Origin of the sequence: Shimia sp. (assembly GCF_022448905.1) — a bacterium.
In the GTDB taxonomy this organism is placed as follows: Bacteria; Pseudomonadota; Alphaproteobacteria; order Rhodobacterales; family Rhodobacteraceae; genus Shimia.
The window spans coordinates 284,679-308,099 of record NZ_JAKVCW010000005.1; the positions used below are offsets into that span (position 1 = coordinate 284,679).

Below are 23,421 nucleotides of genomic sequence, written 5' to 3' on the forward strand. Positions count from 1 at the left end.
ACCGGAGGCGCGAGCGATGCCTGAACAACTCGCATTTGCAATGGAGGTCTTCCTCAACGGCCTCATGGCGGGCGTGCTCTATGCGCTTGTCGCGCTGGGCTTCGTCTTGATCTACAAGGCCTCCGGGATCTTCAACTTTGCCCAGGGTGTGATGGCGCTGTTTGCCGCGATGACCCTGGTGGGTATCCAGAACGGCCAAGTGCCCTTTGCCCACCTGATCAACGCGATCTTTGGCACCCATGTGCACACCTTCGGCTGGAACGTGCCCTCTGTCTTTGCGCTGATTTTCACCGTTGGGGTGATGATCCTGCTGGCCTGGGCGGTGCAACGCTTTGTGTTCCGCCATCTGGTGGGGCAGGAGCCGATCATCCTCTTCATGGCGACCATTGGTCTGGCGTATTTCCTCGAAGGCTTTGCGGATCTGATGTGGAACTCGGAAATCAAGAAACTTGATTTCTGCATGACCGCCAACACTTGCCTGCCGCAGGGCATCAACATCGCCATCGACGAGTTCACATTCAACGCCTTTGGCTATGGCTTCTTCATCGACAACCTCGACATCACTGCAACCATCGTGGCGATTATCCTGGTGATCGCGCTGGTGGCCTTCAGCCAGTACACCAAACAGGGCCGCGCCATGCGCGCCGTGGCAGACGACCACCAGGCCGCACTGTCCGTGGGTATCTCCCTGAACTTCATCTGGGTTCTGGTCTGGTCCCTTGCAGGTTTTGTGGCACTGGTTGCCGGCATCATGTGGGGCGCCAAATCCGGGGTGCAGTTCTCGCTGTCCCTGATCGCTCTGAAAGCACTGCCGGTTCTGATGCTCGGTGGCTTCACCTCGATCCCGGGCGCCATTGTGGGCGGTCTGATCATCGGTGTGGGTGAAAAGCTCTTCGAATTCTGGGTGGGCCCGCTGGTGGGCGGCGCAACCGAGAACTGGTTCGCCTATGTGCTCGCCCTCGTGTTCCTCGTCTTCCGGCCACAAGGTCTGTTTGGCGAAAAGATCATCGAGAGGGTCTGACGTATGTCCAAGCTGCTTGCCATCCTCAACGTGATCGCATGGGCCGGGTTCTGGGTCTTTGGATATCTCGCCTTCACCGGCGATGTGACCCGCCCCGAGCAAATGACCACAGCAGCCCTTGTCGCGGCGATTGGCGGCTTGGTCGGCACTTGGACATTCTTCCAGTTGGTCCGCCACGCGGAATCCACTGGCTACGCAAAATCTCGGAACCGGGCGGACCGGTCCCATCTTGAAAAAGAATACAACGAGGAGACCGCCTGATGTTCTATCGTGAAGCTGGCGATTTCAAAACGACCTACTCGGCGGACAACCAGACGTTCCCGATCAAAATTGACCGCGTGGGCTACTATGTGGCGCTGGTTGTGGCCTTCCTGATCATCCCGTTCATGATCAACGACTACTGGGCCAACGCCATTCTGTTGCCCTTCCTGATCTACTCGATCGCAGCCATCGGCCTGAACATTCTTGTGGGCTACTGTGGGCAGGTGTCTCTGGGCACCGGGGGCTTCATGGCGGTGGGCGCTTATGCCTGCTACAAGCTGATGACCGCCTTCCCGGAAGTGAACATCTTCTTCCACGTAATCCTGTCCGGCGGTGTAACCGCGCTGGTCTGCATCCTGTTTGGCCTGCCATCCCTGCGCATCAAAGGCTTCTACCTCGCGGTGGCGACACTGGCGGCGCAGTTCTTCCTGGTGTGGCTCTTCAACCGGGTGCCGTGGTTCTACAACTACTCCGCCTCCGGCCAGATCAACGCGCCTGAGCGCACCGTATTTGGTGTGCCTGTGACCGGCCCCAACACCGAAGCCTGGGCGACTTACCTCTTCTGCCTGGTGTTCCTGGTGATCTGCGCGCTGGTTGCCCGCAACCTGACCCGCGGCATGGCCGGCCGTAAGTGGATGGCGATCCGCGACATGGATATCGCCGCCGAAATCATCGGGGTGAACCCGCTGAAAGCCAAACTGACCGCGTTCGGAGTCTCCGGCTTCTTCATCGGCATCTCCGGCGCGCTGTTCTTTGCTCTGTACCTCGGGGCGGTGGAAGTGGGCGAAGCCTTTGGCATCAACAAATCGTTCCTCGTGCTCTTCATGATCATCATCGGTGGTCTCGGCTCGATCTTCGGCTCCTTTGCGGGCGCAGCCTTCCTGGTGCTGCTGCCGGTGGTGCTGAAAGTGGTCGGCGTAGACATGTTCGGCTGGCCCACAGACATCGTGGCGCACTTGCAGCTGGTGATCGTGGGCGGCCTGATTGTGATGTTCCTGATCCTGGAACCGCATGGCCTTGCCCAGCTCTGGCGCGTGGCGAAACAGAAACTGCGGTTGTGGCCCTTCCCGCACTAAGGCGGGGCCAGAACCAACCATTCCGGGGCGGGGAGGCCCCGGCAATCAACATCGGACAAAACCAAGGGAGGAGAACCCCGATGAAAATGAAGTTTGCAACTATGGCCGTGACAGCCATGATGGCAGCAGCTCCAGCAATGGCAGACCTCGTGTTCCCGTCGCTGAGCTACCGCACCGGCCCATACGCTGCGGGTGGTATCCCGTTCGCGGACGGTTACGCCGACTATTTCACCCTGCTCAACGAGCGTGACGGTGGTATCGGTGGCGTGCCAACCCGCCTGCTGGAATGTGAAACCGGCTACAACACCGAAAAAGGTGTGGAATGCTACGAATCCACCAAAGGCGAAGGCGCTCTGGTCTATCAACCGCTGTCCACCGGCATCACCTACCAGCTGATCCCGAAAACCACGGCTGATGGCATCCCGATGCACACCATGGGTTACGGCCGTACCTCTGCCGCAAACGGCAAAGTGTTCAGCCACACCTTCAACTACCCAGGCACATACTGGAACGGGGCCTCCGGTGCGGTGAACTACCTGCTGGACGAAAACGGCGGTGACCTGAAAGGCCACAAAATTGCGCTGGTCTATCACAACTCCGCCTACGGCAAAGAGCCGATCCGCACCCTGGAAGAGCTGCAGAAGAAGCACGGCTTTGAGCTGAGCCTGCTGCCAGTGGATCACCCAGGTCAGGAACAGAAGTCCCAGTGGCTGCAGATCCGCCGCGAAAAGCCGGACACCGTTCTGATGTGGGGCTGGGGTGTGATGAACCAGGTGGCCATTCAGGAAGCGGCCAACATCCGTTTCCCAATGGAAAACTTCATCGGTATCTGGTGGTCCGGTGCAGAGCATGACGTTCTGTCCGCAGGCGCGAAAGCCAACGGCTATAAGGCTCTGACCTTCCACAATGTGGGCCGTGACTTCCCAATCTTTGAGGACATCCAGAAACACGTTGTGGATACCGGCAAAGCTGCGGGCGCAGGCGACCAGATCGGCAACGTGCTCTACAACCGCGGTATGTACGCAGCGATGCTCGCAGCCGAAGCGGCCAAAACCGCACAGGAAATCCACGGCACCGCAGAGATCACCCCAGCGATGATGCGTGATGGTATGGAAGCCTTGTCGATCACCGAAGACAAGATGGCCGGCCTCGGCATGCCAAACTTCGGTCCATCCTTCGACGTTTCTTGCGAAAACCACGGTGGTCCTGGCCTCGTTGGCGTGACCCAGTGGGACGCAGACAGCCAGACTTGGTCTCTGATCTCCGACTTTGCAGAAACCGACATGGAAGTGATCGGCGCGCTGATCGCAGAGGACTCCAACGCATACGCCTCTGAAAACAACATCGAGATGAACTGTAAATAAGTTCGCTTGAAGCAACAGGTCTCGGCCGGGCGCACCGGCCGAGACACCCAAGAACGCGAGATGAAAGACAACGCACATGCTTGACGCTGGTCGCACCCAAGAGACCCTTCTGGAGGTCAACAACATCGAGGTGATCTACAACCACGTGATCCTCGTGCTCAAAGGCGTGAGCCTCTCGGTCCCCAAAGGCGGCATCACCGCGCTTCTGGGTGGCAACGGCGCAGGCAAAACCACCACCCTGAAAGCCATCTCCAACCTGCTGCACTCCGAGCGCGGCGAGGTCACCAAAGGCTCGATCAACTACCGCGGCGAAGCGGTCGCCGATCTTGATCCGGCTGCTTTGGTGAAAAAGGGCGTCATCCAGGTGATGGAAGGCCGCCACTGTTTTGAACACCTGACGGTTGAGGAAAACCTGCTGACCGGGGCCTACACCCGCAGCGGTGGCGATGTCGCCGCAGACCTCGAAATGGTATACAACTACTTCCCGCGTTTGAAAGAACGCCGTAAATCGCAGGCGGGCTACACCTCCGGCGGGGAACAGCAGATGGTTGCCATTGGCCGCGCGCTGATGAGTAAGCCGGAATGCATTCTGCTGGACGAACCCTCCATGGGTCTCGCGCCTCAGCTGGTGGAAGAGATCTTCAACATCGTGAAAGATCTGAACGAGAAAGAAGGCAACACCTTCCTGCTCGCCGAACAGAACACCAACGTCGCCCTGCGCTTTGCGCACTATGGCTACATTCTGGAATCGGGTCGCGTTGTGATGGACGGCCCGGCAGACGAGCTGCGCGAAAACCCGGACGTGAAAGAATTCTACCTCGGCATGAGCGACGAAGGCCGGAAATCCTTCCGTGATGTGCGCTCCTATCGCCGTCGTAAGCGTTGGCTGAGCTAAAACGCCATTGAGCACCGGAGCGCGGACCTGCGCGCCACCCCGCCCAACGAAGACGGGCAGACATACCCCACCGCGCCCCCGCAACTGGCGGGCGCACAGGAAGACTTTGGCCGCCAGACGCGGCTTTGGACCACAAAGGATGGCATCACATGAGCCGCTTTTTTGACGATTTGGAAACCCGCAGCGCCGATCAGCGCGCCGCTGATCTGGCCGCCGCTTTGCCGGCACAGATCGCACGGGCCAAACAATTACCGGGTTTTGCGGCCTCTCTGGCAGACACGGCCCCAGCCAAAGTGACCTCGGTGGAAGACCTCGCCAGTCTGCCGGTCCTGCGCAAATCCGAACTTGGCGCGGCCCAGAAAGCCAGCGGTCCGCTTGGCGGCTTTGCCGACCTGAGCAACCCCAACATTGCGCATGTGTTCCAATCCCCAGGCCCGATCTACGAACCCGGTGGCAACACTTCCGACTGGTTCCGCTTTGGCCGAGTGCTGCACGCGGTGGGCATTGGCGCGGACGATATCGTGCAGAACTGCTTCAGCTACCATCTGACCCCGGCTGGCATGATGTTTGAAAGCGGCGCGCGCGCTGTTGGTGCCAAAGTGCTGCCAGCGGGTGTGGGTCAGACTGAAATGCAGGTTCGTGCGGCGGCTGACATTGGCACCACCGCCTATGCAGGTACACCGGATTACCTCAAGATCATCCTCGATAAGGCCGAGGAGATGGGTGAGAAACTCAAGATCACCAAAGCCACGGTGGGCGGTGGAGCGCTGTTCCCAAGCCTGCGCCAAGAATATGCCGACCGGGGCATCACGGTGCTGCAAGGTTATGGCACCGCGGACCTCGGCTCCATCGCTTACGAATCTGAATCGATGGAAGGCATGATCATCGACGAAGGTGTGATTGTGGAAATTGTCACCCCAGGCACCGGCACCCCTGTGGCGCCGGGCGAGGTGGGTGAAGTGGTGGTGACCACGCTCAACCCTGACTACCCACTTATTCGTTTTGCCACTGGCGACCTCTCCGCCATCCTCCCTGGGCAAAGCCCGTGCGGGCGGACCAACATGCGCATCAAAGGTTGGATGGGCCGTGCCGATCAAACCGCCAAGATCAAAGGCATGTTTGTCCGCCCCGAGCAGGTGGCAGCTCTTGTGGCGAAACACGATGAGGTCACCAAGGCCCGCGTGATTGCCACGCGCGCAGGCGAGATGGACGTGATGACCGTACAAATCGAAAGCGCCGGTGGCGATGAGGCCGCTTACGGCGCCTCCGTAGCAGACGCGTTGAAGCTCAAAGGCAAGATCGAGATTGTTGCACCGGGCAGCCTGCCTAAAGACGGCATCGTGATCGAAGATCAGCGTAAGTACGATTAACCCCCTCTTCCCCTGAGCCCGGCGCTGGATTTGGCGCTTCGGCTACGCCCGTCGCTTGCGGCGGGCTTTTCTTTTTGGGGTGTGTAAATTATTTTTAGTCCAAGTGGACGAAAAAGATTGATGCAGCTCCAAGACCTTCCTAAGTGTTACGCGTCATCCTTTGGAATGGAGCCAAAATCATGAAAATCAGTTGGGATTTACCGCAAAAGCGCACTGGGTTTGGCGGCGTGATCGATGGGCTGATCGGTCCGGGTGCCACTTCTGCAGAAAAGGCGCTCCAGTTGTATGTGCCTTTTGGTTTTGGCGCCGCCGTGGTGCTTGCAGGTATGGTGTTGGATTTCGGATGGTCTGTGGCCCAATTCGTGGTGATCGCAGCGCTGGCGGTTGACATGATGGGAGGGGTGATCACCAACGCCACCTCCACAGCAAAGAGATGGTTTTTCCGCGAAGGCCAGGGAACCAAACACCATTTAGGCTTTGTGGCGATGCACGTCGCTCAAATTGCCCTGTTTGGGTGGGCGTTTATGGACCTTGATCTGTTTTGGATTGGTGGCGTGTTTGGTGTGCTGTTAGGGTTCAGCGCCGCGATCCTAACACTGCCGCTGTATCTTCAGCGGCCCGTGGCGAGCTTCCTGTTTGTGGTTGCGATGTTCCTATCGCTCTACGTGTTTACGACACCGTTGGACGTGCAGTGGTTCCTGCCGATGCTCTACTACAAAATTCTGATCAGCCACATCTTGCGAGAAGAGCCTTATCAACCAGACTAAGTGTTGCCGAGCTCGCCCCGGAAAAACCCAATCAACAGCCGCCCCATCATGCGCTCCATCGTCTCCTGCGCGGCGTCCTCGCCGACAATCTCTGCTACGACAGCATGGTGGGTTGTGATTGACAGTTGCATCGCCTCATCTTGGGCGATTTCTGCTGCGGATTTGCCGCGCAGGTAGTCAAACAACAGCGCCATTTCACTGCCAAAATCGGGTGCCATCGCCTTGGTGAGAGCCTGTATCTGCGCTTCTTGAGTCGCCCCGCTTGCCTGCGGCACAGCGACGGATTTCATCACCTCTTTGGTGCAGGCCAGAAACAGCGCCTCTTTGGTGGGGAAGTAGTGATACAGCGCCGATTTGGACACGCCCAGATGCGTGGCCACCTTGCGCATGCTCACACCACCATAGCCGCGCTCGGAAAAATAAGACGCCGCGCGCAGCGCCAAATCGGCGCGGTGGGCATCATGGTCAACAATCTTCGGCATCTATTTTCGTCCACTTGGTCTAAAAACTATTTGACACGACTCACCCCAGAGGTCTAGGAGGAAATTGTTTTCGTCCAATTGGTCCAAAAAGATGCTTCCAACGCGCACCCCACCTCTCTTCCGCCTCGAAGTCATGCTGACCTGTGCCGTGTCGGCGGGAATCCTCTGCAAGATCGCGGACGGGTGTCGCGCTTTTGCCTGTCTGTTTTGAAAGGTCTCACCATGTCGTCTTCTGCAACCACTGGCGGGGTAGACCGCGCCCATGATCGCTCCTTTGCCCCCAAGCTAACCTTTGCCGCCTTACACGGCGGCATCGTCGGCCTCTGCCTTTGGCTCGCTTTTGCGCTGGAGTGGGCCGACCCCGCCCGCGCCAAACTATTGGCGGGCTGCGCGGTGCTCTATTTCCTGCGGCACCTGATCACGCTGTTTGTCCTGCTCAAACGCAAGGTGGAGCTCTCAGAAGCCTTGGGACTGTCGGCCTTTGTGGCTGTGTTCGAAATCGGCTTCCTACTGCTGGGGGCCGGTATATTGCGAGACACAGCCGTACCATTTGGCGGCATGGACATGTTGGCACTTGGGCTGATTGCCTTTGGCTCCTATCTCAACACCGGCTCAGAGCTGCAACGCATGATCTGGAAGAGGCGCCCAGAGAGCAAAGGCCGCTGCTACACCGGCGGGTTGTTCAAACATTCCATGCACATCAACTACTTTGGCGACATGGTGTTGTTCACCGGTTGGGCTTTGCTCACAACCTCCTGGCTAGCCTTTGTGATCCCGCTGTTCATGACCGTTGGTTTTGTCTTCTTCCACATCCCCGGTTTGGACGCCTATCTGTCCCAACGCTACAATGCCGAGTTTGACGCCTACGCCGCCAAAACCGCAAAACTGATCCCCTTCGTCTACTAATCCCCCTCGCAAACCGCAGGCCATGCACTATCTTGGCGGGAACACGATAGGTTAGGACCCGCCATGGACGCACAAACCATCAAAACCCGCGAGATGCGCGCGCTTTCAATCGCCATGGCTGGCAGCCTGTTTATGGGCGGGGCAGGGGTGCTGGCCGCGATCCTGTCCAACTCCACCGCCATCATGATGGACGGGCTGTTTTCCCTGATCGCTTTCACCTCGGCCTTCATTGGCCGCAAGATTAGCCAGAATGTGGATGCCGCCCCGGATCGATTCCGTCCGCTGGGCTATGCGGCGGATGAAGCGGTGTTTGTCACCTTCCGCTCACTGTCGCTGATTGGCCTGATCCTCTTTGCCTGTGGCTCTGCGGTGATGAACATCCTGAACTATATCCAAGGCGAGGCGATTCCGACGCTCAACTATGAACCCATGCTGATCTACTTCGTGGTGATCAGCGCCACCTGTTTCGGCCTCTGGGCCCTTCACCGCCACACCTGGAAGAAAACCGGCGAGGTTAGCGAAATCCTCAAACTGGAAAGCAAGGCCGCCGCCATTGACGGTTTCATGACGGTCGCCACCGCGCTGGGTCTCGGCATGATCTACGCCTTTGGTGATAGTTTCCTTGCGCCGATTGCCCCCATAGGTGACAGCATTGTGGTGTTCTTTCTCTGTCTGGTCGCCGTGCGTCAGGTGCTTCGCGATCTCGGCGGCGGCATGGGCGAGCTGCTTGGCGTGACTGCCCAGCCAGAGATTATTGCCAAAGCCCGCCGCGCTCTGCGCGCCTCCGTCGCCGATCTGCCGGGAGAGTTCACCGATATGTCCGTGGTCAAACTTGGCCGCACTTACACCGTCAGCGTCTACTACAACCCAAAGCAGGCGGTCACGCCGGAGCAGGTCGATAACCTCAACCTCACCATGATTGACGACGTACGCAAAGTGCTGCCCGGTGCCGATGTGCTGCTCTGTATTTCGCAATACCCCCGCCGCTGGCCGGAGGGCATGGGTTAACGCATCGCGCGCCCTTTGAGGATCGCGTCAGAGCCAAAGCGCTCGCGAATGGCATCGGTGGCGCGCTCCGCTTTGGCGCGTTGCACCGCTTGTGGGTCCAACAAATCGCCGGACAGGTCTGCCTGTGTCGCTGGCACCAGATCCGCCAGACCAACGCCAATCAACCGATAGGGCCCTTCGTCCCCTACCTGATCAAACAGACCTCGGGCGGTGCGATACAGCGTATCCGCCATCTGTGTTGCATCGCGCAGGCTCACCCGCCGGCTGATCGTCGAAAAATTCGCGCGTTTGAGTTTCAGCGTCACCACACGCCCCGCCAGATCCTTGGCCTTGGCGCGGTCGCTGACCTTCTCTGCCAGGCGCCACAAATGCCCGTCCAAAATATCCGTGCTGGCGGTGTCCTCAAAAAATGTGGTCTCGTTGCTGATGCTTTTCATCGGTGCATTGTTGGACACTTTGCGCCGGTCTTGTCCGCGCGCCAGATGCCAAAGCCGATAGCCCGTGTTGCCAAACCGCGCGATCAGGTCTTCCTGATCCCAGCGCAACAGGTCCGTAAACGTGCGAATGCCCGCCCGATCCAGACTTTCCTGCGCCACCGGTCCAATGCCCCAGATCATCCGCACCGGTTTGTCGGCCAAAAACGTATCCGTTTCCGCCTTGCCAATCACTGAAAAACCGCGCGGTTTGTCCAGATCACTGGCCACCTTTGCCAGAAACTTGTTATGCGACAGACCAATCGAACCAGTCACGCCCAACTCATCCTTCATGCGTTTGGTCAGCCGCGCCAACATCACCGCAGGCGGCGCGCCATGCAGCTTGGTGGTGCCGGTCATGTCCAAAAACGCCTCATCCAGCGACAAAGGCTCAATCACGGGGGTCAACTCATCCATCATCTTGCGGATCGCGCGGCTGACCTCGACATAGACGTCCATGCGCGGCTTGATCACCACCGCATCCGGGCAGAGTTTCAGTGCCTGAAACATCGGCATGGCCGAGCGAACCCCGCGAATACGCGCCACATAACAGGCCGTCGAAACGACCCCTCGTTTACCGCCGCCAATGATCACCGGCTTGTCGATCAATTCCGGGTTATCGCGCTTCTCAACACTTGCATAAAACGCATCGCAATCCATATGCGCGATAGACAGCTCAAACAGCTCCGGATGAGCGGTCACACGCAAGCTGCCACACTCTGGACATCTTTTTGTGGTTTCCAATTCGTTAAGACAATCGCGGCATACTGCTGGCATTGGTTTACTTTGTATCGGATAGCGCCATGACTATAGCATTCCCGAACTTCCCTGACAGGGCCTATCGCGGCTCCAAGCTGATTGTGTTTGTGGGAGACAAGCTGGTGTCTGTGCTGCGTGATGACATCGCCACCATTCCTTGGCCGGATTACTGGGATTTCCCCGGCGGCGGCCGCGAAGGCGACGAGGCCGCTCTTACCTGTGCCCTGCGTGAAACCGAAGAAGAGATTGGCCTCACCCTGTCCGATCATGACGTGATCTGGGCCCGCCGGTATCAGCGTCACGACCACTTCACATGGTTCTTTGCCGCGCAACTGCCTGCGGACATGAAAAAGCACATTGTGCTTGGCGATGAAGGTCAGCGGGTGAAGCTCATGTCTCCGCGCGAGTATCTCACCCACCCCAAAGGCATCCCACATTTCCAGACACGTCTCGCCGATTTCCTCGCCGACACGCATCCGGACAGTCCGCAGAATTTCACACTTCCAATGGCCGCCTGTGCTTAAAGCACACTGGGCTTAGCGGTTTGGCTGCTGAGCTTGTGCTGAGTTCATCTCCGCAACAATGGCTTGCGCTGCGGCCCGTGGATCCTCTGCGGTCCACACCGGACGTCCCACCACAATATGGTCTACACCATCAGCCACGGCATTGGCCGGAGTGGCCACTCGTTTCTGATCGCCGAGCGCTGCGCCCGCCGGGCGCACACCTGGGGTCACAATCAAGCGCCCCTCAGATTCCGGCAGCGCGCGGATCATCGCAGCCTCTTGCGGCGACGCAATCACCCCATCTGCACCGGCCTCAAACGCCTTGCCAGCACGCTCCACCACTAGATCAGGAATCGCGCCGTCTTTGATCAAACAGTTGTCCAGATCACCCCGATCCAGAGAGGTCAGCACGGTCACGCCAAGAATCTTCAGGTTGCTGCCCGCTGCGCCTTGTTTTGCGGCTGCCACCACATGCGGATCGCCATGCACGGTCAGGAAATCCAGATCAAACTGCGCCAGACCACGCACCGCCGCTTCAACGGTGGCACCAATGTCAAACAGCTTCATGTCGAGGAAAATGCGCTTGCCGCGCTCCTGCTTGAGCTCATTGGCCAATGCCAGACCGCCGCCGGTCAACATGCCAAGGCCAATCTTGTAGAAGCTCACCGCATCGCCAATCTGGTCCACAAGTTCCTGACCTTGCAGCAGGTTTGGCACATCAAGGGCAACAATCAGACGGTCATCAGCGGTCATGGCGGTATCTCCGGGCTATCTAGGGGCAAAGCAAACGTCTGCCTTCTAGCGCCACGCGCCCTGTGCCGCAAGGCTTAGCCGGTGTTGGCGCGGTTACCGTAGATCCACTCTATGTCCGGCTTTTCCGTGCAATAGTAATGCACCCAGATATAGACATGCTGAAACGCCGCCACCACAAGCGCATTCCAGCTGTCACACAACAGCGCAATGCCCCAAAGCCCAAGGAAGATAGGCCCATACATGGCGTTGGAGGTGAATTTGAAAACACCTTCGTTCACCAAAGGCATCGCTGCAATCTCTTCGCGGAAATGATCGCCCCCCACGGCGCGGCGGATGGTGAAGTAGCGCAACACCGAGTGCATGCCGTAGATCGCCACGCCGACAAACGCCACGCCCAGCCCCCAATTGAGCCATTGGGGTGCTCCCGTCGAGGTGGTATCCATCTGACCGACGATAAGAACTGTGATTGGCCGTGCAATGAGTAGCGGGATGAACACAACGGTCCAAACTCTCAGGTCATTCTCTCCGAGCACTCTGGTTAGCAAGTTTCTATGCAACTGCAGTCGAAACACTATCGCAACCAACACCTGATGCAAAATGGCCAAGCCGATACTAACACCCGTCCATCCGCGCATGGGAAATCCGAGAAATGTGGGGCGTACATGGAAGTTGGGGATCACCAACGCACCAGCACCCAAAACCAAAAACACAATCAGCCCCAGATGCTGGGGCTGACCTTCAAGGATGTCGCGCAATGTAGACCGCGTGCGGATGCTTTTCATAGTCGCCATAGATGCAGTCTCTGCTGCTGTCGGCGCCTTGTCCAGTTACCCCTCGTTGGGATAGACACCCGGCGCAAAGGACAGCTCTTCGCGGCCCGCGCGGATTTCCGGCATGCGGCTCAGTTGGCGCAGCGCCTCTTTGATCAATGCCAAACGACCGGCCCCCTTTGGGCGATCTTCCTCGGCTTGGACTGCGCAATGCAGGCGCACATCGCGGGACTCATCGCTCAGGCTGACCACAGCGGACAGCTCACCAAGGGTCTGGCGGTAGGTTGGGTTGGAAATCTGAATCTCGGTCACATGCATGGTGCGGCCCTTTCTTGTCTGCTCTTGTGAGCACTGTGATTCAGAATTAGGGCGAAATTTGTCTCAAATTAGGGGAATTTTCGCACCATTTTCGCACTGACCTGTGCAACCCTTCAAAAGCATTCGATTTTCACCGGCGAACATCTTGATCTGTTTTGATCTGTTCCCCACATCTCAGGTGAGGCCTACACAGGGGCGTGCCGCAAAGCGGGCGCCAATACCGACGAGGGGCGCTTACAAGAAGGAGAGATACCCATGGACTTGAGCAAGTTCACGGAACGGTCCCGTGGTTTCATTCAGGCTGCGCAGACCATTGCGATGCGGGAAAACCACCAGCGTTTGGTGCCCGAACACATTCTAAAAGCATTGATGGACGATGATCAGGGCCTTGCGGCCAATCTGATCACCCGCGCCGGTGGCGCGCCACAAATGGTGCGCTCCGCGATTGACGCTGCGGTGGATAAGCTGCCGCAAGTGTCTGGCGACACGGGCCAGCCTTATATGGACAACAAAACCGCCAAAGTGCTGGCGGAGGCCGAAGCGCTGGCCAAGAAGGCGGGCGACAGCTTTGTGCCGGTGGAGCGCATTCTAATGGCGCTGGTGATGGTGAAATCCAAAGCCAAAGACGCGCTGGACGGTGCCAACGTCACGGCCCAAGCGCTGAATGCCGCAATCAACGACATTCGCAAGGGCCGCACGGCTGATTCTGCTTCGGCGGAAGAGGGCTATGATGCGCTCAAGAAATACGCGCAGGACCTTACCGAGCGTGCCAGCGAAGGCAAAATCGACCCGATCATTGGTCGGGACGATGAAATCCGCCGAGCGATGCAGGTTCTGAGCCGCCGCACCAAAAACAACCCCGTTCTGATCGGGGAGCCGGGCGTGGGTAAAACCGCGATTGCCGAAGGCATGGCCCTGCGCATCGTGAACGGCGACGTGCCCGAATCCTTGCGCAACAAGAAGCTTTTGGCGCTCGATATGGGCGCGCTGATTGCCGGTGCAAAATACCGGGGTGAGTTTGAGGAACGCTTGAAAGCGGTTCTGACCGAAGTGACAGAAGCCGCTGGCGAAATCATCCTCTTCATTGACGAGATGCACACGCTGGTCGGCGCCGGTAAAACCGATGGCGCGATGGATGCGGCCAACCTGATCAAGCCTGCGCTGGCTCGGGGCGAGCTGCACTGTATCGGTGCCACGACGCTCGATGAATACCGCAAATATGTGGAGAAAGACGCCGCCCTGGCGCGTCGATTCCAGCCGGTTCAGGTCGAAGAACCCACCGTCGAGGACACCATCTCCATCCTGCGCGGCATCAAAGAGAAGTATGAGCTGCACCATGGTGTGCGCATCTCTGACGCGGCGCTGGTTGCGGCCTCTACCTTGAGCCACCGCTACATCACCGACCGCTTCTTGCCGGACAAAGCCATCGACCTCGTGGACGAGGCGGCGTCGCGTCTGCGTATGGAAGTGGACAGCAAACCCGAAGAGCTCGACGCACTCGACCGTCAGATCCTGCAATTGCAGATCGAAGAAGAGGCGCTCAAGCTTGAGGACGATGCGGCCTCCAAGGACCGTCTGGAAACCTTGCAAAAGGATCTGGCCGATCTGCAGGAAAAATCCTCCGAGATGACTGCCAAATGGCAGGCCGGTCGGGACAAGCTCGCCTCGGCGCAAAACATCAAGGAGGCGCTGGATCAGGCCCGTGCCGATCTGGACATCGCCAAACGCGAAGGCAATCTCGCCCGCGCGGGGGAACTGTCCTATGGCGTGATCCCGGACTTGGAGAAAAAGCTCGAAGAGGCCGAAAGCGCCGAAGGCGAGGTGACCGTCGAAGAGGCCGTGCGCCCGGAACAGATCGCGCAAGTGGTCGAGCGCTGGACCGGTATCCCAACCTCCAAAATGCTTGAAGGTGAGCGCGAGAAACTCCTGCGCATGGAAGATGACCTGCACCGCCGCGTGATTGGTCAGCACTCTGCTGTGACCGCGCTATCCAACGCCGTGCGCCGTGCGCGTGCGGGGCTCAACGATGAGAACCGCCCATTGGGCTCGTTCCTCTTCCTGGGGCCAACCGGTGTCGGTAAAACCGAGCTGACCAAAGCGGTGGCCGAGTTCCTGTTTGACGACGACAACGCCATGGTGCGCATCGATATGTCCGAGTTCATGGAGAAACACGCGGTCGCCCGTCTGATCGGTGCCCCTCCGGGCTATGTCGGCTATGATGAAGGCGGTGTACTCACCGAGGCCGTCCGCCGTCGCCCTTATCAGGTGGTGCTGTTTGACGAGGTCGAAAAGGCGCATCCGGATGTCTTCAACGTGCTCCTGCAGGTGCTCGATGACGGTGTGCTGACCGACGGCCAAGGCCGCACGGTGGACTTCAAGCAAACGCTGATCATCCTGACGTCGAACCTCGGCGCACAGGCGCTCAGCCAACTGCCCGAAGGCGCGGATGCTTCTGACGCGCGCCGCGACGTGATGGACGCCGTGCGCGCCCACTTCCGGCCTGAGTTCCTCAACCGCCTGGATGAGACCATCATCTTTGACCGGCTGGGACGGCAGGACATGGACGGCATCGTCGACATCCAGCTCGCGCGCCTGAAAAAGCGCCTCGCCGGTCGCAAAATCGGCCTGGAGCTGGACGACGGTGCCAAGAAATGGCTGGCCGATGAGGGCTATGATCCGGTCTTTGGCGCACGTCCATTGAAGCGTGTGACGCAGCGCGCGCTGCAAAACCCGCTGGCCGAGGCTCTGCTGGCTGGCGACATCAAAGATGGAGACACCGTGCCGGTCACAGCCGGGGCCGAAGGCCTGCTGATCGGCGATCGGGTGGGCAGCAGCGACAATCCAAAACCGGATGACGCCGTCGTGCATTAACTGTTAGGTACAACACATCAAAGGCCTGCCGCGTTGGCGGGCCTTTTTTATGAGATGACGATACAACAGAACGGCAAGGCACGATGACACAACGGATGACATGGCAAAAACTGTTGAACGCGGAACGTCCGGGCAAACCAGGCTTGCCAGAAGACCCGGGTCGCCCGAACTACACGCAGGACGCTGACCGCATTATTTTCTCTGCGTCTTTCCGCCGGCTGGCCAATAAAACGCAGGTGCATCCGCTATATGCCAACGACCATCTGCGCCACCGCATGATCCACTCTTCTGAGGTGGCGAGCGTGGGGCGCAATTTGGGCATGCAGGTTGGTCACTGGCTGGAAAAACGGGGCGACATCCAGCCCGGAGAGGCGCATCGGGTCGCTGGCAATATTCACGCAGCTGCTTTGGCGCATGACATTGGCAATCCACCGTTTGGCCATTCTGGGGAAGCCACCATTGGCGCGTGGTATAAAGAGCGATTTGAAACGTCTGAAGGGTTGTTCAAAGGCGTGGATGAAACTCTGTGGGAAGAATTTTCCAAGTTTGAAGGCAATGCGCAAGGTTACCGTATCCTCACTCGGCTGGAGATGTACCGCGGTGAGCGCGGCATGGACCTTTCCAATGCTGTTATTGGGGCCTTTACCAAGTACCCGATGTCGGCAGCGTGCTCCAAAGCGCTAAAGTCGGAAAAAGCAGCTGAGGGAGTTCCTGCCTCGGAGGTGAAAAATCACATCTATGCAGGGGCGAAGAAGTTTGGTTTTTTTGAAGGTGAGCAAGAGATATTTGCCCAAACTGCCTATGCATTGGGCTTGATCGAGGAGCGCACGGAGAAAGGCCATATTTGGTGGCGCCGCCATCCTCTGGTGTTCCTTGTCGAGGCTGCCGATGACATTTGCTACAACATCGTTGATCTGGAGGATGGGTTTAGCGCTGGTGATCTCAGTTTTGCGCAGGTGGAGTCACTGCTGTCGGCCCTGATTGGCAAGAAGCCAAACGATTTAGGAACCTACACAGAATACGAACACATCAGCTACCTTCGGGCCCGGGCAATTGGCTGTGCGATCGACGCTTGTGTGGTTGCCTTCCAGGAGCAATACGATGCGATTATGGAAGGGCGTTATTCCGGAGAGTTGATGAATGACTCCGCGCTTGGTCAAAAGTTCCGCGACATTCGGGAAGTGGCTAATGAGCAGCTCTTCGTGGCCCCTCGTAAAACCAAGCTCGAGGTGCGGGGACGGAACCTGATCTGTACTGTTCTGGATGGCATTTTGCCTGCCTATGAAGCGTTGAAAAATGCGGGCTGGGATGACGGCAATTTGCCTGACTACGAGCGGCAACTGGTGCGGGCAGTAGCGCTGGATATGCGGGGTGTTTCCTCTAACTACGAAGCTCTGCACGCCATGGCCGACTTTGTTTCAGGTATGACCGATCGTTACGCGCTAGAAGTGGCGAAGTTGGTTTCTGGAACTGCCTGATGACGCCGAACCTCGTCCTGTTTGATTGCGACGGCGTGCTGGTGGATAGCGAAACTGTCACCAATCGCATCATTCAGAAAAACCTCGCCGCGCGTGGCCTGTGTCTTCCTTTGGAACAAATCGTCACTCTCTTTGTGGGTGGCACCATGGCTGGCGTGCGCGATACGGCGCAATCGATGGGCGCCATTCTCGAAAGCAATTGGCTAGATCTCATCTATGGCGAGATGTTTGCCGGACTTGCAGCTCAGTGCGAGGTGATCTCGGGTGTCACGGAGGTGTTGGACCATCTGGACTGTGCCCACATACCTTATGCGGTTTGCTCCAATGGGCCTCATGCCAAGATGGACATCACGTTGACGGCCTGCGGCCTCAAAGAACGCTTTGGCGGCCGTATTTACTCCCGCGAGGATGTGCCTGCACCCAAGCCCGCACCGGATGTGTATCTGTATGCCGCCAAATTGGCTGACATCGCACCGGCGCGATGCGTCGTGATTGAGGACAGCACATCGGGTGCGAAAGCAGGCAAAGCTGCCGGCATGCGCACCTTAGGCTATGTCGCTGAATCCAATCCAACGCGCCTCGCACCCATCTGTGACGTACTGTTTGACGACATGCGTAAACTCCCAAAATTGTTGCACTTGCCTCACGCGGCTGTTGCCCAATCGTGACTTGCTCTCGCCCTAAACGGGCGGCACTTTAGGTGTGACGCGCCAGAAGGGAGCCAGTCATGGAAAGCACAATGGAAACAGCCTTTGATGTGGTGGAATTTCTCGGCCTGACCTTTGTGCTGATCTTCGCGCTTCTGGTTGTGGCGGCGATCATCCTCTTCATTGTCGACCGCAACCAGACCGGCGACGCCATCCGGCGCAACTATCCTGTGATTGGCCGCTTCCGCCATATCTTCTCGGAGCTGGGCGAGTTCTTCCGGCAGTATTTCTTTGCCATGGACCGCGAGGAACTGCCGTTCAACCGTGCCCAACGCGAGTGGGTTGGCCGGGCAGGGGAGGGCAAATCCAACACCATCGCCTTTGGCTCCACCCGCAATCTCAACGTGCCGGGCACGCCGATTTTTGTGAACGATCCGTTCCCGCCGCTGGACGATGAATATGCCAAGTCAGAGCCGCTGCTGATTGGCCCCACCGCCCGCACGCCATACCTTGCGCCGTCCTTCTTCAATATCTCCGGCATGAGTTACGGCGCGTTGTCTAAGCCAGCAGTGCAGGCGCTCAGCCATGGGGCTGCGGCGGCAGGCATCTGGCTCAACACCGGCGAAGGTGGCGTCAGCCCGTTTCACTACGAAGGCGGCTGCGATCTGGTCTATCAAATTGGCACCGCTAAATTTGGCGTGCGCAATGCGGAAGGGGGGCTGGATGACGCCAAACTTCGTGAGATCGCCAGTCACAAAAACATTCGCATGTTCGAAGTGAAAATGGCCCAGGGCGCCAAGCCTGGCAAAGGCGGCATCCTTCCGGGCGAAAAGGTCACCGAAGAGATCGCCAAAATCCGTGGGCTTCAGGTCGGGCAGGATGGCATCTCCCCCAACCGCCACCGAGAGATCGATAACTTTGACCATCTGCTGGATTTCCTCGCCCACATCCGCGAGGTCACCGGCAAGCCGGTGGGGATCAAAACCGTGGTTGGCGCGGAACTCACCATGCGCGAGTTCTTTGAAACCATCGCCCGGCGTGGTGCCGACATGGCCCCGGATTTCATCACCATCGATGGCGGCGAAGGCGGCACTGGCGCCGCGCCCATGCCGTTGATGGACTTGGTGGGTATGCCTGTGCGCGAGGCGCTGCCTCTGGTGGCGGATCTACGCGATGAGTTCGAATTGCACGACCGCATCCGCCTGATCGCCTCGGGCAAGCTGGTCAATCCCGGCGACATCGCCTGGGCGCTCGCGGCAGGCGCAGACTTCGTGGTCTCCGCCCGTGGCTTCATGTTTGCGCTGGGCTGCATTCAGGCGCTCAAGTGCAACAAAAATACCTGCCCCACCGGCATCACCACCCATGACCCACGTTTCCAGAAGGGTCTGGTTGTGGACCGCAAAGCCCCGCGCGTGGCGCGCTATGCCCAGGCGTTGGTGAAAGAGGTTGAAGTCATCGCTCATTCCGTCGGCGTGTCCGAGCCCCGCAAACTGCGCCGCCGCCATGTGCGACTGGTGCAACCCAACGGCCGCTCCGTGCCAATGAACGAGGTCTTCCCCCGGCCCGGTGCCATGTAGCCCCTCTGTCTTCTCAGTCTTCAAATATCCCGGGGGTGTGGGGGCTGGCCCCCACTTCCAACACATCTCAAACGCGCCAAACGTTACAATCGCCCCACACCATCGTGACCATGCTTGTGTGGCGTGGGTCCCAACACCTGCGCTATCAGACTCTCAACGCAATAGGAGAGACCCCACATGGCGCACCGCTGGACCAATGACCTCACACTTGACGACGTGACCCCCAAGTCCGCCTATCTGAACCGCCGCCAGGTCATGGCCGGTATGGCAGGTCTCGGCCTCGCAGCCTTTGCGCCCAAAGCACACGCAGCCACCGATCTTACCCCCACAGATTTTGACGTCATCACCCAGTACAACAACTTCTATGAGTTCGGCACCGGCAAGGAAGACCCCGCCAAACACGCCCACCGCCTGACCACCAAGCCTTGGAGCATCAAGATCGACGGTCTGGTCGACCGCCCCGGCGACTACGCGCTCGAAGACATCCTCTCCAAAATGACCATTGAGGAGCGCATCTACCGCTTCCGCTGTGTTGAAGCCTGGTCGATGGTGGTGCCATGGAACGGCTTTGAGCTGAAAGACCTGCTGGACCTCGCGGGCGTGAAATCCTCCGCCAAATACGTGGCCTTCGAAACGCTCTACCGCCCCAAAGAAATGATTGGCCAGAACTCGCCTTTCCTGGATTGGCCCTACGTCGAAGGCCTGCGCCTGGATGAGGCCAACCACCCGCTCACACTGATGGCGACAGGCATCTACGGCAAAGACATGCCCAAACAAAACGGCGCGCCGATCCGTCTGGTGGTGCCGTGGAAATACGGCTTCAAATCGATCAAATCCATCGTGCGCATCACGCTGACCGACAAAGAGCCGCCCACCAGCTGGAACAAATCCATCCCCGGTGAATATGGCTTCTACTCCAACGTAAACCCAGAGGTGGACCACCCTCGTTGGTCCCAAGCCTCCGAGCGTCCCATTGGCGGTGGCTTCTTTGCCAAACGCATCCTAACCCTGATGTTCAACGGCTATGAGAAAGAGGTCGCCAGCCTTTACGAAGGCATGGACCTGCGCAAAAACTACTGAAATCCATGATCGACACCATAAACACTCTTGTGCGCAAAACGCCCAGCTGGCTGCTCTATCTGATTGGGGCGGCCTATCCGACTTGGCTGCTCTATGCGGGCTTCACCGGCGGCTTGGGTGTTGACCCAGTCAAGGCGATGGAGCACGCGCTGGGCAAAGTTGGCTTGCAAGTGTTGATCGCGATCCTGCTGGTTACCCCTCTGCGCCGCTTCACCAAGCTCAACTTCCTGAGCTGGCGCCGGGCGCTGGGTGTGATCGCCTTTTTCTACATCCTGCTGCACTTCCTTGTCTGGATGGTGCTGGATGTGCAGATCCTCAGCCAAGTCAAAGCCGACCTCATCAAACGCCCCTACATCATTGTCGGCATGGTTTCTTTGCTGATCCTGCTGCCGCTGGCGATTACGTCCAACAACCTGTCGATCCGCAAGCTTGGCCCGCGCTGGCGTAAGCTGCACAAAGCAACCTATCTCGCCGTGGCGCTGGGGGGGGTGCATTACATCATGCAGACCAAGGGCTTTGAATATGAGCCTTACATCTATCTCGCGCTGGTCATTGGCTTGATCGCAATGCGCAAGCTGCCGAAGAAACGCGCCGCGCCGCCGGCGAACCGTCAGGCGGCGTGAGCCCCACGCTCGCGCCGCCCTCTTTCTTTAGCTGTGCACAAACTGGACCGTGTCAAAACGCTGCCGCCAGGCGCTGACCTCTGCGGCCACATCGTCACCAGCCAAACCCGCAGCAATCAATCCGGCCAAACGGTCGGCATCCGCCGCTGTGATACCCCAGCGCACCAATTCCGGCGTGCCAATGCGCAGCCCGTTCATGTCGCCCGCGACCTCGGCGACAGGCAGTCCAATGCCACAGGCCAGGAACCCCGCCTTACGCAAAACTTTGGACGCTGCCTGTCCGCCGCCATAGCTTTCCGCCAGAACCGCAAACTGATGGGACTGCGTGTGACCGTTGCGTCCCGCAAACACCGGCACGCCCTTGGCGTCCAACGCCGCCGCCAAAGCCTGCGCCATGGCAATCATCTCCTGCGCATAAGCCGCTCCAAAACTGCGCCAGTCCAGCATCGTCACTGCCAGCGCCGCCGACTTGGCCGCATCAAAATTGGCCGTCATGCCGGGGAAGGCAATCGCGTCCAGCGCCTTGGCGATCTCCGCATCATTGCTGACAATCAATCCACCTGCAGGGCCGCCAAGGCTCTTGTAGGTGCTCATGGTCATAAAATGCGCCCCTTCGGTCAGCGGGTTCCGCCAGGCCTTGCCTGCTATGATCCCGCATTGGTGGGCCGCATCAAACATCACCTTGGCACCCACCTCATCAGCAATCGCGCGCACTTCTTTCACCGGATGTTCAAACAGGTTCAGGCTGCCGCCAATGGTGATCAGCTTCGGCTGCTCCTTCAACACAAGCGCCCGCAATGCGTCCAAATCCACCGTGTAGCCATCCGCATCCGTCGGGGCCATCACCGTGCGCAGTCCAAACAGTCCGGCGCAGCCGGCCACATGATGAGTCACGTGCCCGCCAATCGTTGCGGGCGGCGCAATGATTGTGTCGCCTGGTTCGCAGGTCGCCATAAACCCATAGAGATTGGCAATCGCGCCTGACGGCACGCGGATCTCGGCAAACTTGGCGTCAAACACCTCGGCGGCCAGTTCCGCGGCAATCACCTCAATCTCTTCAATCGCCTCGAGCCCCATTTCGTATTTGTCGCCGGGGTAACCCAACGACGGGCGCGACCCGATGCCGGAGGCCAAAAGCGCCTCGGCCCGTGGGTTCATCACATTGGTGGCGGGGTTGAGGTTGAAACACTCCCGCTCATGAATGTCGCGGTTTTTGGCAGCGAGGCCCTCGATCCGATCCAGAATATCCGTCGCCGATGTCTCCGCCGTCTTTTTGGCAATGTCGCGCACCAGGGTTTCACTTGCCGCCGGCACCCAGTCTCTGAAATCCAATGTCATGTCTCACCCCTCTATGTTTGATCCCAAAGTGACAGCCTCCCCTGACAACGCAAATCAGATTTGCTATTTCTTGGCGTAGAAAAACTAAGGCTACGTCGTGTCTGTTCTGCCCAACCGCCCCAAAGGTCCGCCCTTGAACGCCCTGCGTGCGTTTGAGGCTGCCGCCCGTTTTCAAAGTTTTGTCGCGGCGGGGGAGGAGCTGGGGGTGACCCCTGGGGCGGTGTCGCAACACATCAAAGCGGTAGAGGCCTGGGCGCAGGTCACTCTGTTTCGTCGGCAGGCACAGGGGGTGACGTTGACGGCAGAAGGTCGCGACGTGGCTAAGGCTTTCACGCGGGCCTTTGACGAAATGGCGAAGGCCACACAGACCCTACGAAATCTCAGTCCAACCTCCGAAATCCACATCGCCGCATTGCCATCCGTGGCCCAGCTCTGGTTGCCGCCGCGCTTGGGCCATCTGCGCACGCTCCGTCCTGAGCTGAAGATCTCGGTATCCGCGATGGAGGCCCCGCCCAGTCTCACGCGAGACCTGTTTGACGTCGCACTGTTCATCGACAATCCGACAGAGAACCCAGAAGAACGGATACTGGCAGAGGATGTCCTATTCCCAGTCTGCGCGCCCGTTTTGTTAGACAGCCATGCTTTCACCGACACGCCTCTCCTGCATGATCAAACCTGGTCCGAAGATTGGCGTCTCTGGTCTGAGGGTACGGGAACGGATGTAGGAGATCCAACGGCGGGTCCCAAGTACTCTCTTTATGGACTGGCCGTGGAAGAAGCCAAATCCGGCGCGGGTTTGTTGATGGCCCACGGCTGCCTGATTGCGCCATTGATCGAGACCGGCGCCCTGTGTCGGGTGTCAGAGAATGAGGTACCAACTGGCAAGGCTCTGGTGATGACCTTGCCCTATCCCTCTCGCCGCAAGGCGGGGCTGGAGGAGGTCGCCGATCTATTGTCAGGCCCTCTGTTGCTATAGTTCTTGATTGCCCGTCCTCTCTCTTCAGTTTTTGGAAACGACAGTCTCATTGTCCTTCTTTCTCTGCACCTCCGTGAAACAGTCGCGATACCGCCATGATACCGA

General features: G+C 58.6%; 23 protein-coding genes. 17 read left to right on the forward strand and 6 right to left on the reverse strand.

Annotation, left to right across the window (positions count from 1 at the left end; genetic code table 11):
• The first annotated feature begins 16 nt into the window (after window positions 1–16).
• The 7 genes from MK208_RS08155 to MK208_RS08185 all read left to right on the forward strand — a co-directional run bounded on the left by MK208_RS08155 (window position 17) and on the right by MK208_RS08185 (window position 6,754).
• A complete protein-coding gene (locus MK208_RS08155; RefSeq protein WP_294115754.1) occupies window positions 17–1,021 on the forward strand; it encodes a branched-chain amino acid ABC transporter permease in 1,005 nt (334 codons plus the stop codon).
• 3 nt (window positions 1,022–1,024) lie between these two features.
• Window positions 1,025–1,282, forward strand: coding sequence for a hypothetical protein (locus MK208_RS08160; protein WP_168591108.1), 258 nt, complete (start codon window positions 1,025–1,027; stop codon window positions 1,280–1,282).
• Window positions 1,282–2,358 carry a branched-chain amino acid ABC transporter permease gene (locus MK208_RS08165; protein ID WP_294115757.1) on the forward strand — a complete coding sequence of 359 codons (1,077 nt, stop codon included), beginning with the start codon at window positions 1,282–1,284 and terminating at the stop codon, window positions 2,356–2,358. The genes MK208_RS08160 and MK208_RS08165 overlap by 1 nt, the downstream gene beginning before the upstream one ends.
• A gap of 80 nt (window positions 2,359–2,438) precedes the next feature.
• The gene (locus tag MK208_RS08170) at window positions 2,439–3,722 is read left to right on the forward strand and encodes an ABC transporter substrate-binding protein (protein WP_294115758.1); all 1,284 of its coding nucleotides are present in this window, start codon (window positions 2,439–2,441) and stop codon (window positions 3,720–3,722) included.
• 76 nt (window positions 3,723–3,798) lie between these two features.
• Window positions 3,799–4,617, forward strand: coding sequence for an ABC transporter ATP-binding protein (locus tag MK208_RS08175; RefSeq protein ID WP_294115759.1), 819 nt, complete (start codon window positions 3,799–3,801; stop codon window positions 4,615–4,617).
• A 149-nt stretch (window positions 4,618–4,766) separates the two neighbouring features.
• Window positions 4,767–5,987, forward strand: a complete 1,221-nt coding sequence (locus MK208_RS08180; protein WP_294115760.1) for an AMP-binding protein — start codon at window positions 4,767–4,769, stop codon at window positions 5,985–5,987.
• Window positions 5,988–6,166: 179 nt separating this feature from the next.
• Window positions 6,167–6,754: a hypothetical protein gene (locus MK208_RS08185; protein WP_294115761.1), complete on the forward strand. Its 588-nt coding sequence runs from the start codon at window positions 6,167–6,169 to the stop codon at window positions 6,752–6,754.
• Here the strand turns inward: MK208_RS08185 and MK208_RS08190 are convergent.
• Entirely contained in the window at window positions 6,751–7,236 is a 486-nt protein-coding gene (locus tag MK208_RS08190; protein ID WP_294115762.1) for a TetR/AcrR family transcriptional regulator, read from the reverse strand. The genes MK208_RS08185 and MK208_RS08190 overlap by 4 nt on opposite strands.
• Window positions 7,237–7,458: 222 nt before the next feature.
• Between MK208_RS08190 and MK208_RS08195 the strand changes: the two genes are divergently transcribed.
• Together MK208_RS08195 and MK208_RS08200 are read left to right on the forward strand one after the other, a co-directional pair.
• The gene (locus tag MK208_RS08195; protein WP_294115764.1) at window positions 7,459–8,142 is read left to right on the forward strand and encodes a DUF1295 domain-containing protein; all 684 of its coding nucleotides are present in this window, start codon (window positions 7,459–7,461) and stop codon (window positions 8,140–8,142) included.
• Window positions 8,143–8,205: 63 nt separating this feature from the next.
• Window positions 8,206–9,150, forward strand: coding sequence for a cation transporter (locus MK208_RS08200; RefSeq protein WP_294115766.1), 945 nt, complete (start codon window positions 8,206–8,208; stop codon window positions 9,148–9,150).
• Here MK208_RS08200 and MK208_RS08205 read toward each other — a convergent pair.
• Window positions 9,147–10,400 carry a DNA polymerase IV gene (locus MK208_RS08205; RefSeq protein WP_294115767.1) on the reverse strand — a complete coding sequence of 418 codons (1,254 nt, stop codon included), beginning with the start codon at window positions 10,398–10,400 and terminating at the stop codon, window positions 9,147–9,149. The two genes, MK208_RS08200 and MK208_RS08205, sit on opposite strands and share 4 nt — an antisense overlap.
• Before the next feature lie 26 nt (window positions 10,401–10,426).
• Between MK208_RS08205 and MK208_RS08210 the strand changes: the two genes are divergently transcribed.
• Complete coding sequence (locus MK208_RS08210; RefSeq protein WP_294115769.1) at window positions 10,427–10,906, forward strand: NUDIX hydrolase; 480 nt, start codon at window positions 10,427–10,429, stop codon at window positions 10,904–10,906.
• Window positions 10,907–10,918: 12 nt separating this feature from the next.
• On the opposite strand, the gene pyrF is transcribed toward MK208_RS08210, so the two are convergent.
• From pyrF to MK208_RS08225, 3 genes are all read right to left on the reverse strand, one after another.
• Window positions 10,919–11,638 carry an orotidine-5'-phosphate decarboxylase gene (gene pyrF / locus MK208_RS08215; RefSeq protein ID WP_294115770.1) on the reverse strand — a complete coding sequence of 240 codons (720 nt, stop codon included), beginning with the start codon at window positions 11,636–11,638 and terminating at the stop codon, window positions 10,919–10,921.
• 74 nt (window positions 11,639–11,712) lie between these two features.
• Window positions 11,713–12,081 (reverse strand): methyltransferase, encoded by a 369-nt coding sequence (locus tag MK208_RS08220; RefSeq protein ID WP_294115771.1) that lies wholly within the window; start codon window positions 12,079–12,081, stop codon window positions 11,713–11,715.
• Window positions 12,082–12,465: 384 nt separating this feature from the next.
• Window positions 12,466–12,726 carry a hypothetical protein gene (locus MK208_RS08225; protein WP_294115772.1) on the reverse strand — a complete coding sequence of 87 codons (261 nt, stop codon included), beginning with the start codon at window positions 12,724–12,726 and terminating at the stop codon, window positions 12,466–12,468.
• 255 nt (window positions 12,727–12,981) lie between these two features.
• Between MK208_RS08225 and clpB the strand changes: the two genes are divergently transcribed.
• From clpB to msrQ, 6 genes are all read left to right on the forward strand, one after another.
• Window positions 12,982–15,597 (forward strand): ATP-dependent chaperone ClpB, encoded by a 2,616-nt coding sequence (gene clpB / locus MK208_RS08230; RefSeq protein WP_294115774.1) that lies wholly within the window; start codon window positions 12,982–12,984, stop codon window positions 15,595–15,597.
• Window positions 15,598–15,692: 95 nt separating this feature from the next.
• Entirely contained in the window at window positions 15,693–17,075 is a 1,383-nt protein-coding gene (gene dgt, locus MK208_RS08235; RefSeq protein WP_294115776.1) for a dGTP triphosphohydrolase, read from the forward strand.
• The gene (locus MK208_RS08240) at window positions 17,075–17,743 is read left to right on the forward strand and encodes an HAD family phosphatase (RefSeq protein ID WP_294115777.1); all 669 of its coding nucleotides are present in this window, start codon (window positions 17,075–17,077) and stop codon (window positions 17,741–17,743) included. The genes dgt and MK208_RS08240 overlap by 1 nt, the downstream gene beginning before the upstream one ends.
• A gap of 71 nt (window positions 17,744–17,814) precedes the next feature.
• Window positions 17,815–19,299, forward strand: coding sequence for an FMN-binding glutamate synthase family protein (locus MK208_RS08245; protein WP_294115799.1), 1,485 nt, complete (start codon window positions 17,815–17,817; stop codon window positions 19,297–19,299).
• Between the two features lie 177 nt (window positions 19,300–19,476).
• On the forward strand, window positions 19,477–20,379 hold the full coding sequence (msrP, locus tag MK208_RS08250; RefSeq protein ID WP_294115778.1) for a protein-methionine-sulfoxide reductase catalytic subunit MsrP: 903 nt from the start codon (window positions 19,477–19,479) through the stop codon (window positions 20,377–20,379).
• Between the two features lie 5 nt (window positions 20,380–20,384).
• Window positions 20,385–21,002, forward strand: a complete 618-nt coding sequence (gene msrQ / locus MK208_RS08255; protein WP_294115780.1) for a protein-methionine-sulfoxide reductase heme-binding subunit MsrQ — start codon at window positions 20,385–20,387, stop codon at window positions 21,000–21,002.
• Window positions 21,003–21,029: 27 nt separating this feature from the next.
• Here the strand turns inward: msrQ and MK208_RS08260 are convergent, their stop codons facing one another.
• Window positions 21,030–22,340, reverse strand: coding sequence for an aminotransferase class I/II-fold pyridoxal phosphate-dependent enzyme (locus MK208_RS08260; protein ID WP_294115782.1), 1,311 nt, complete (start codon window positions 22,338–22,340; stop codon window positions 21,030–21,032).
• A 97-nt stretch (window positions 22,341–22,437) separates the two neighbouring features.
• Between MK208_RS08260 and MK208_RS08265 the strand changes: the two genes are divergently transcribed.
• The gene (locus tag MK208_RS08265; RefSeq protein WP_294115784.1) at window positions 22,438–23,316 is read left to right on the forward strand and encodes a LysR family transcriptional regulator; all 879 of its coding nucleotides are present in this window, start codon (window positions 22,438–22,440) and stop codon (window positions 23,314–23,316) included.
• The last annotated feature ends 105 nt before the right edge of the window (window positions 23,317–23,421 follow it).

Coding starts and splice junctions, on each gene's coding strand:
- MK208_RS08155 (WP_294115754.1), top strand. CDS start 17: ATGCCTGAACAACTCGCATTTGCAATGGAGGTCTTCCTCAACGGCCTC.
- MK208_RS08160 (WP_168591108.1), top strand. CDS start 1,025: ATGTCCAAGCTGCTTGCCATCCTCAACGTGATCGCATGGGCCGGGTTC.
- MK208_RS08165 (WP_294115757.1), top strand. CDS start 1,282: ATGTTCTATCGTGAAGCTGGCGATTTCAAAACGACCTACTCGGCGGAC.
- MK208_RS08170 (WP_294115758.1), top strand. CDS start 2,439: ATGAAAATGAAGTTTGCAACTATGGCCGTGACAGCCATGATGGCAGCA.
- MK208_RS08175 (WP_294115759.1), top strand. CDS start 3,799: ATGCTTGACGCTGGTCGCACCCAAGAGACCCTTCTGGAGGTCAACAAC.
- MK208_RS08180 (WP_294115760.1), top strand. CDS start 4,767: ATGAGCCGCTTTTTTGACGATTTGGAAACCCGCAGCGCCGATCAGCGC.
- MK208_RS08185 (WP_294115761.1), top strand. CDS start 6,167: ATGAAAATCAGTTGGGATTTACCGCAAAAGCGCACTGGGTTTGGCGGC.
- MK208_RS08190 (WP_294115762.1), bottom strand. CDS start 7,236: ATGCCGAAGATTGTTGACCATGATGCCCACCGCGCCGATTTGGCGCTG.
- MK208_RS08195 (WP_294115764.1), top strand. CDS start 7,459: ATGTCGTCTTCTGCAACCACTGGCGGGGTAGACCGCGCCCATGATCGC.
- MK208_RS08200 (WP_294115766.1), top strand. CDS start 8,206: ATGGACGCACAAACCATCAAAACCCGCGAGATGCGCGCGCTTTCAATC.
- MK208_RS08205 (WP_294115767.1), bottom strand. CDS start 10,400: ATGCCAGCAGTATGCCGCGATTGTCTTAACGAATTGGAAACCACAAAA.
- MK208_RS08210 (WP_294115769.1), top strand. CDS start 10,427: ATGACTATAGCATTCCCGAACTTCCCTGACAGGGCCTATCGCGGCTCC.
- pyrF (WP_294115770.1), bottom strand. CDS start 11,638: ATGACCGCTGATGACCGTCTGATTGTTGCCCTTGATGTGCCAAACCTG.
- MK208_RS08220 (WP_294115771.1), bottom strand. CDS start 12,081: ATGGATACCACCTCGACGGGAGCACCCCAATGGCTCAATTGGGGGCTG.
- MK208_RS08225 (WP_294115772.1), bottom strand. CDS start 12,726: ATGCATGTGACCGAGATTCAGATTTCCAACCCAACCTACCGCCAGACC.
- clpB (WP_294115774.1), top strand. CDS start 12,982: ATGGACTTGAGCAAGTTCACGGAACGGTCCCGTGGTTTCATTCAGGCT.
- dgt (WP_294115776.1), top strand. CDS start 15,693: ATGACATGGCAAAAACTGTTGAACGCGGAACGTCCGGGCAAACCAGGC.
- MK208_RS08240 (WP_294115777.1), top strand. CDS start 17,075: ATGACGCCGAACCTCGTCCTGTTTGATTGCGACGGCGTGCTGGTGGAT.
- MK208_RS08245 (WP_294115799.1), top strand. CDS start 17,815: ATGGAAACAGCCTTTGATGTGGTGGAATTTCTCGGCCTGACCTTTGTG.
- msrP (WP_294115778.1), top strand. CDS start 19,477: ATGGCGCACCGCTGGACCAATGACCTCACACTTGACGACGTGACCCCC.
- msrQ (WP_294115780.1), top strand. CDS start 20,385: ATGATCGACACCATAAACACTCTTGTGCGCAAAACGCCCAGCTGGCTG.
- MK208_RS08260 (WP_294115782.1), bottom strand. CDS start 22,340: ATGACATTGGATTTCAGAGACTGGGTGCCGGCGGCAAGTGAAACCCTG.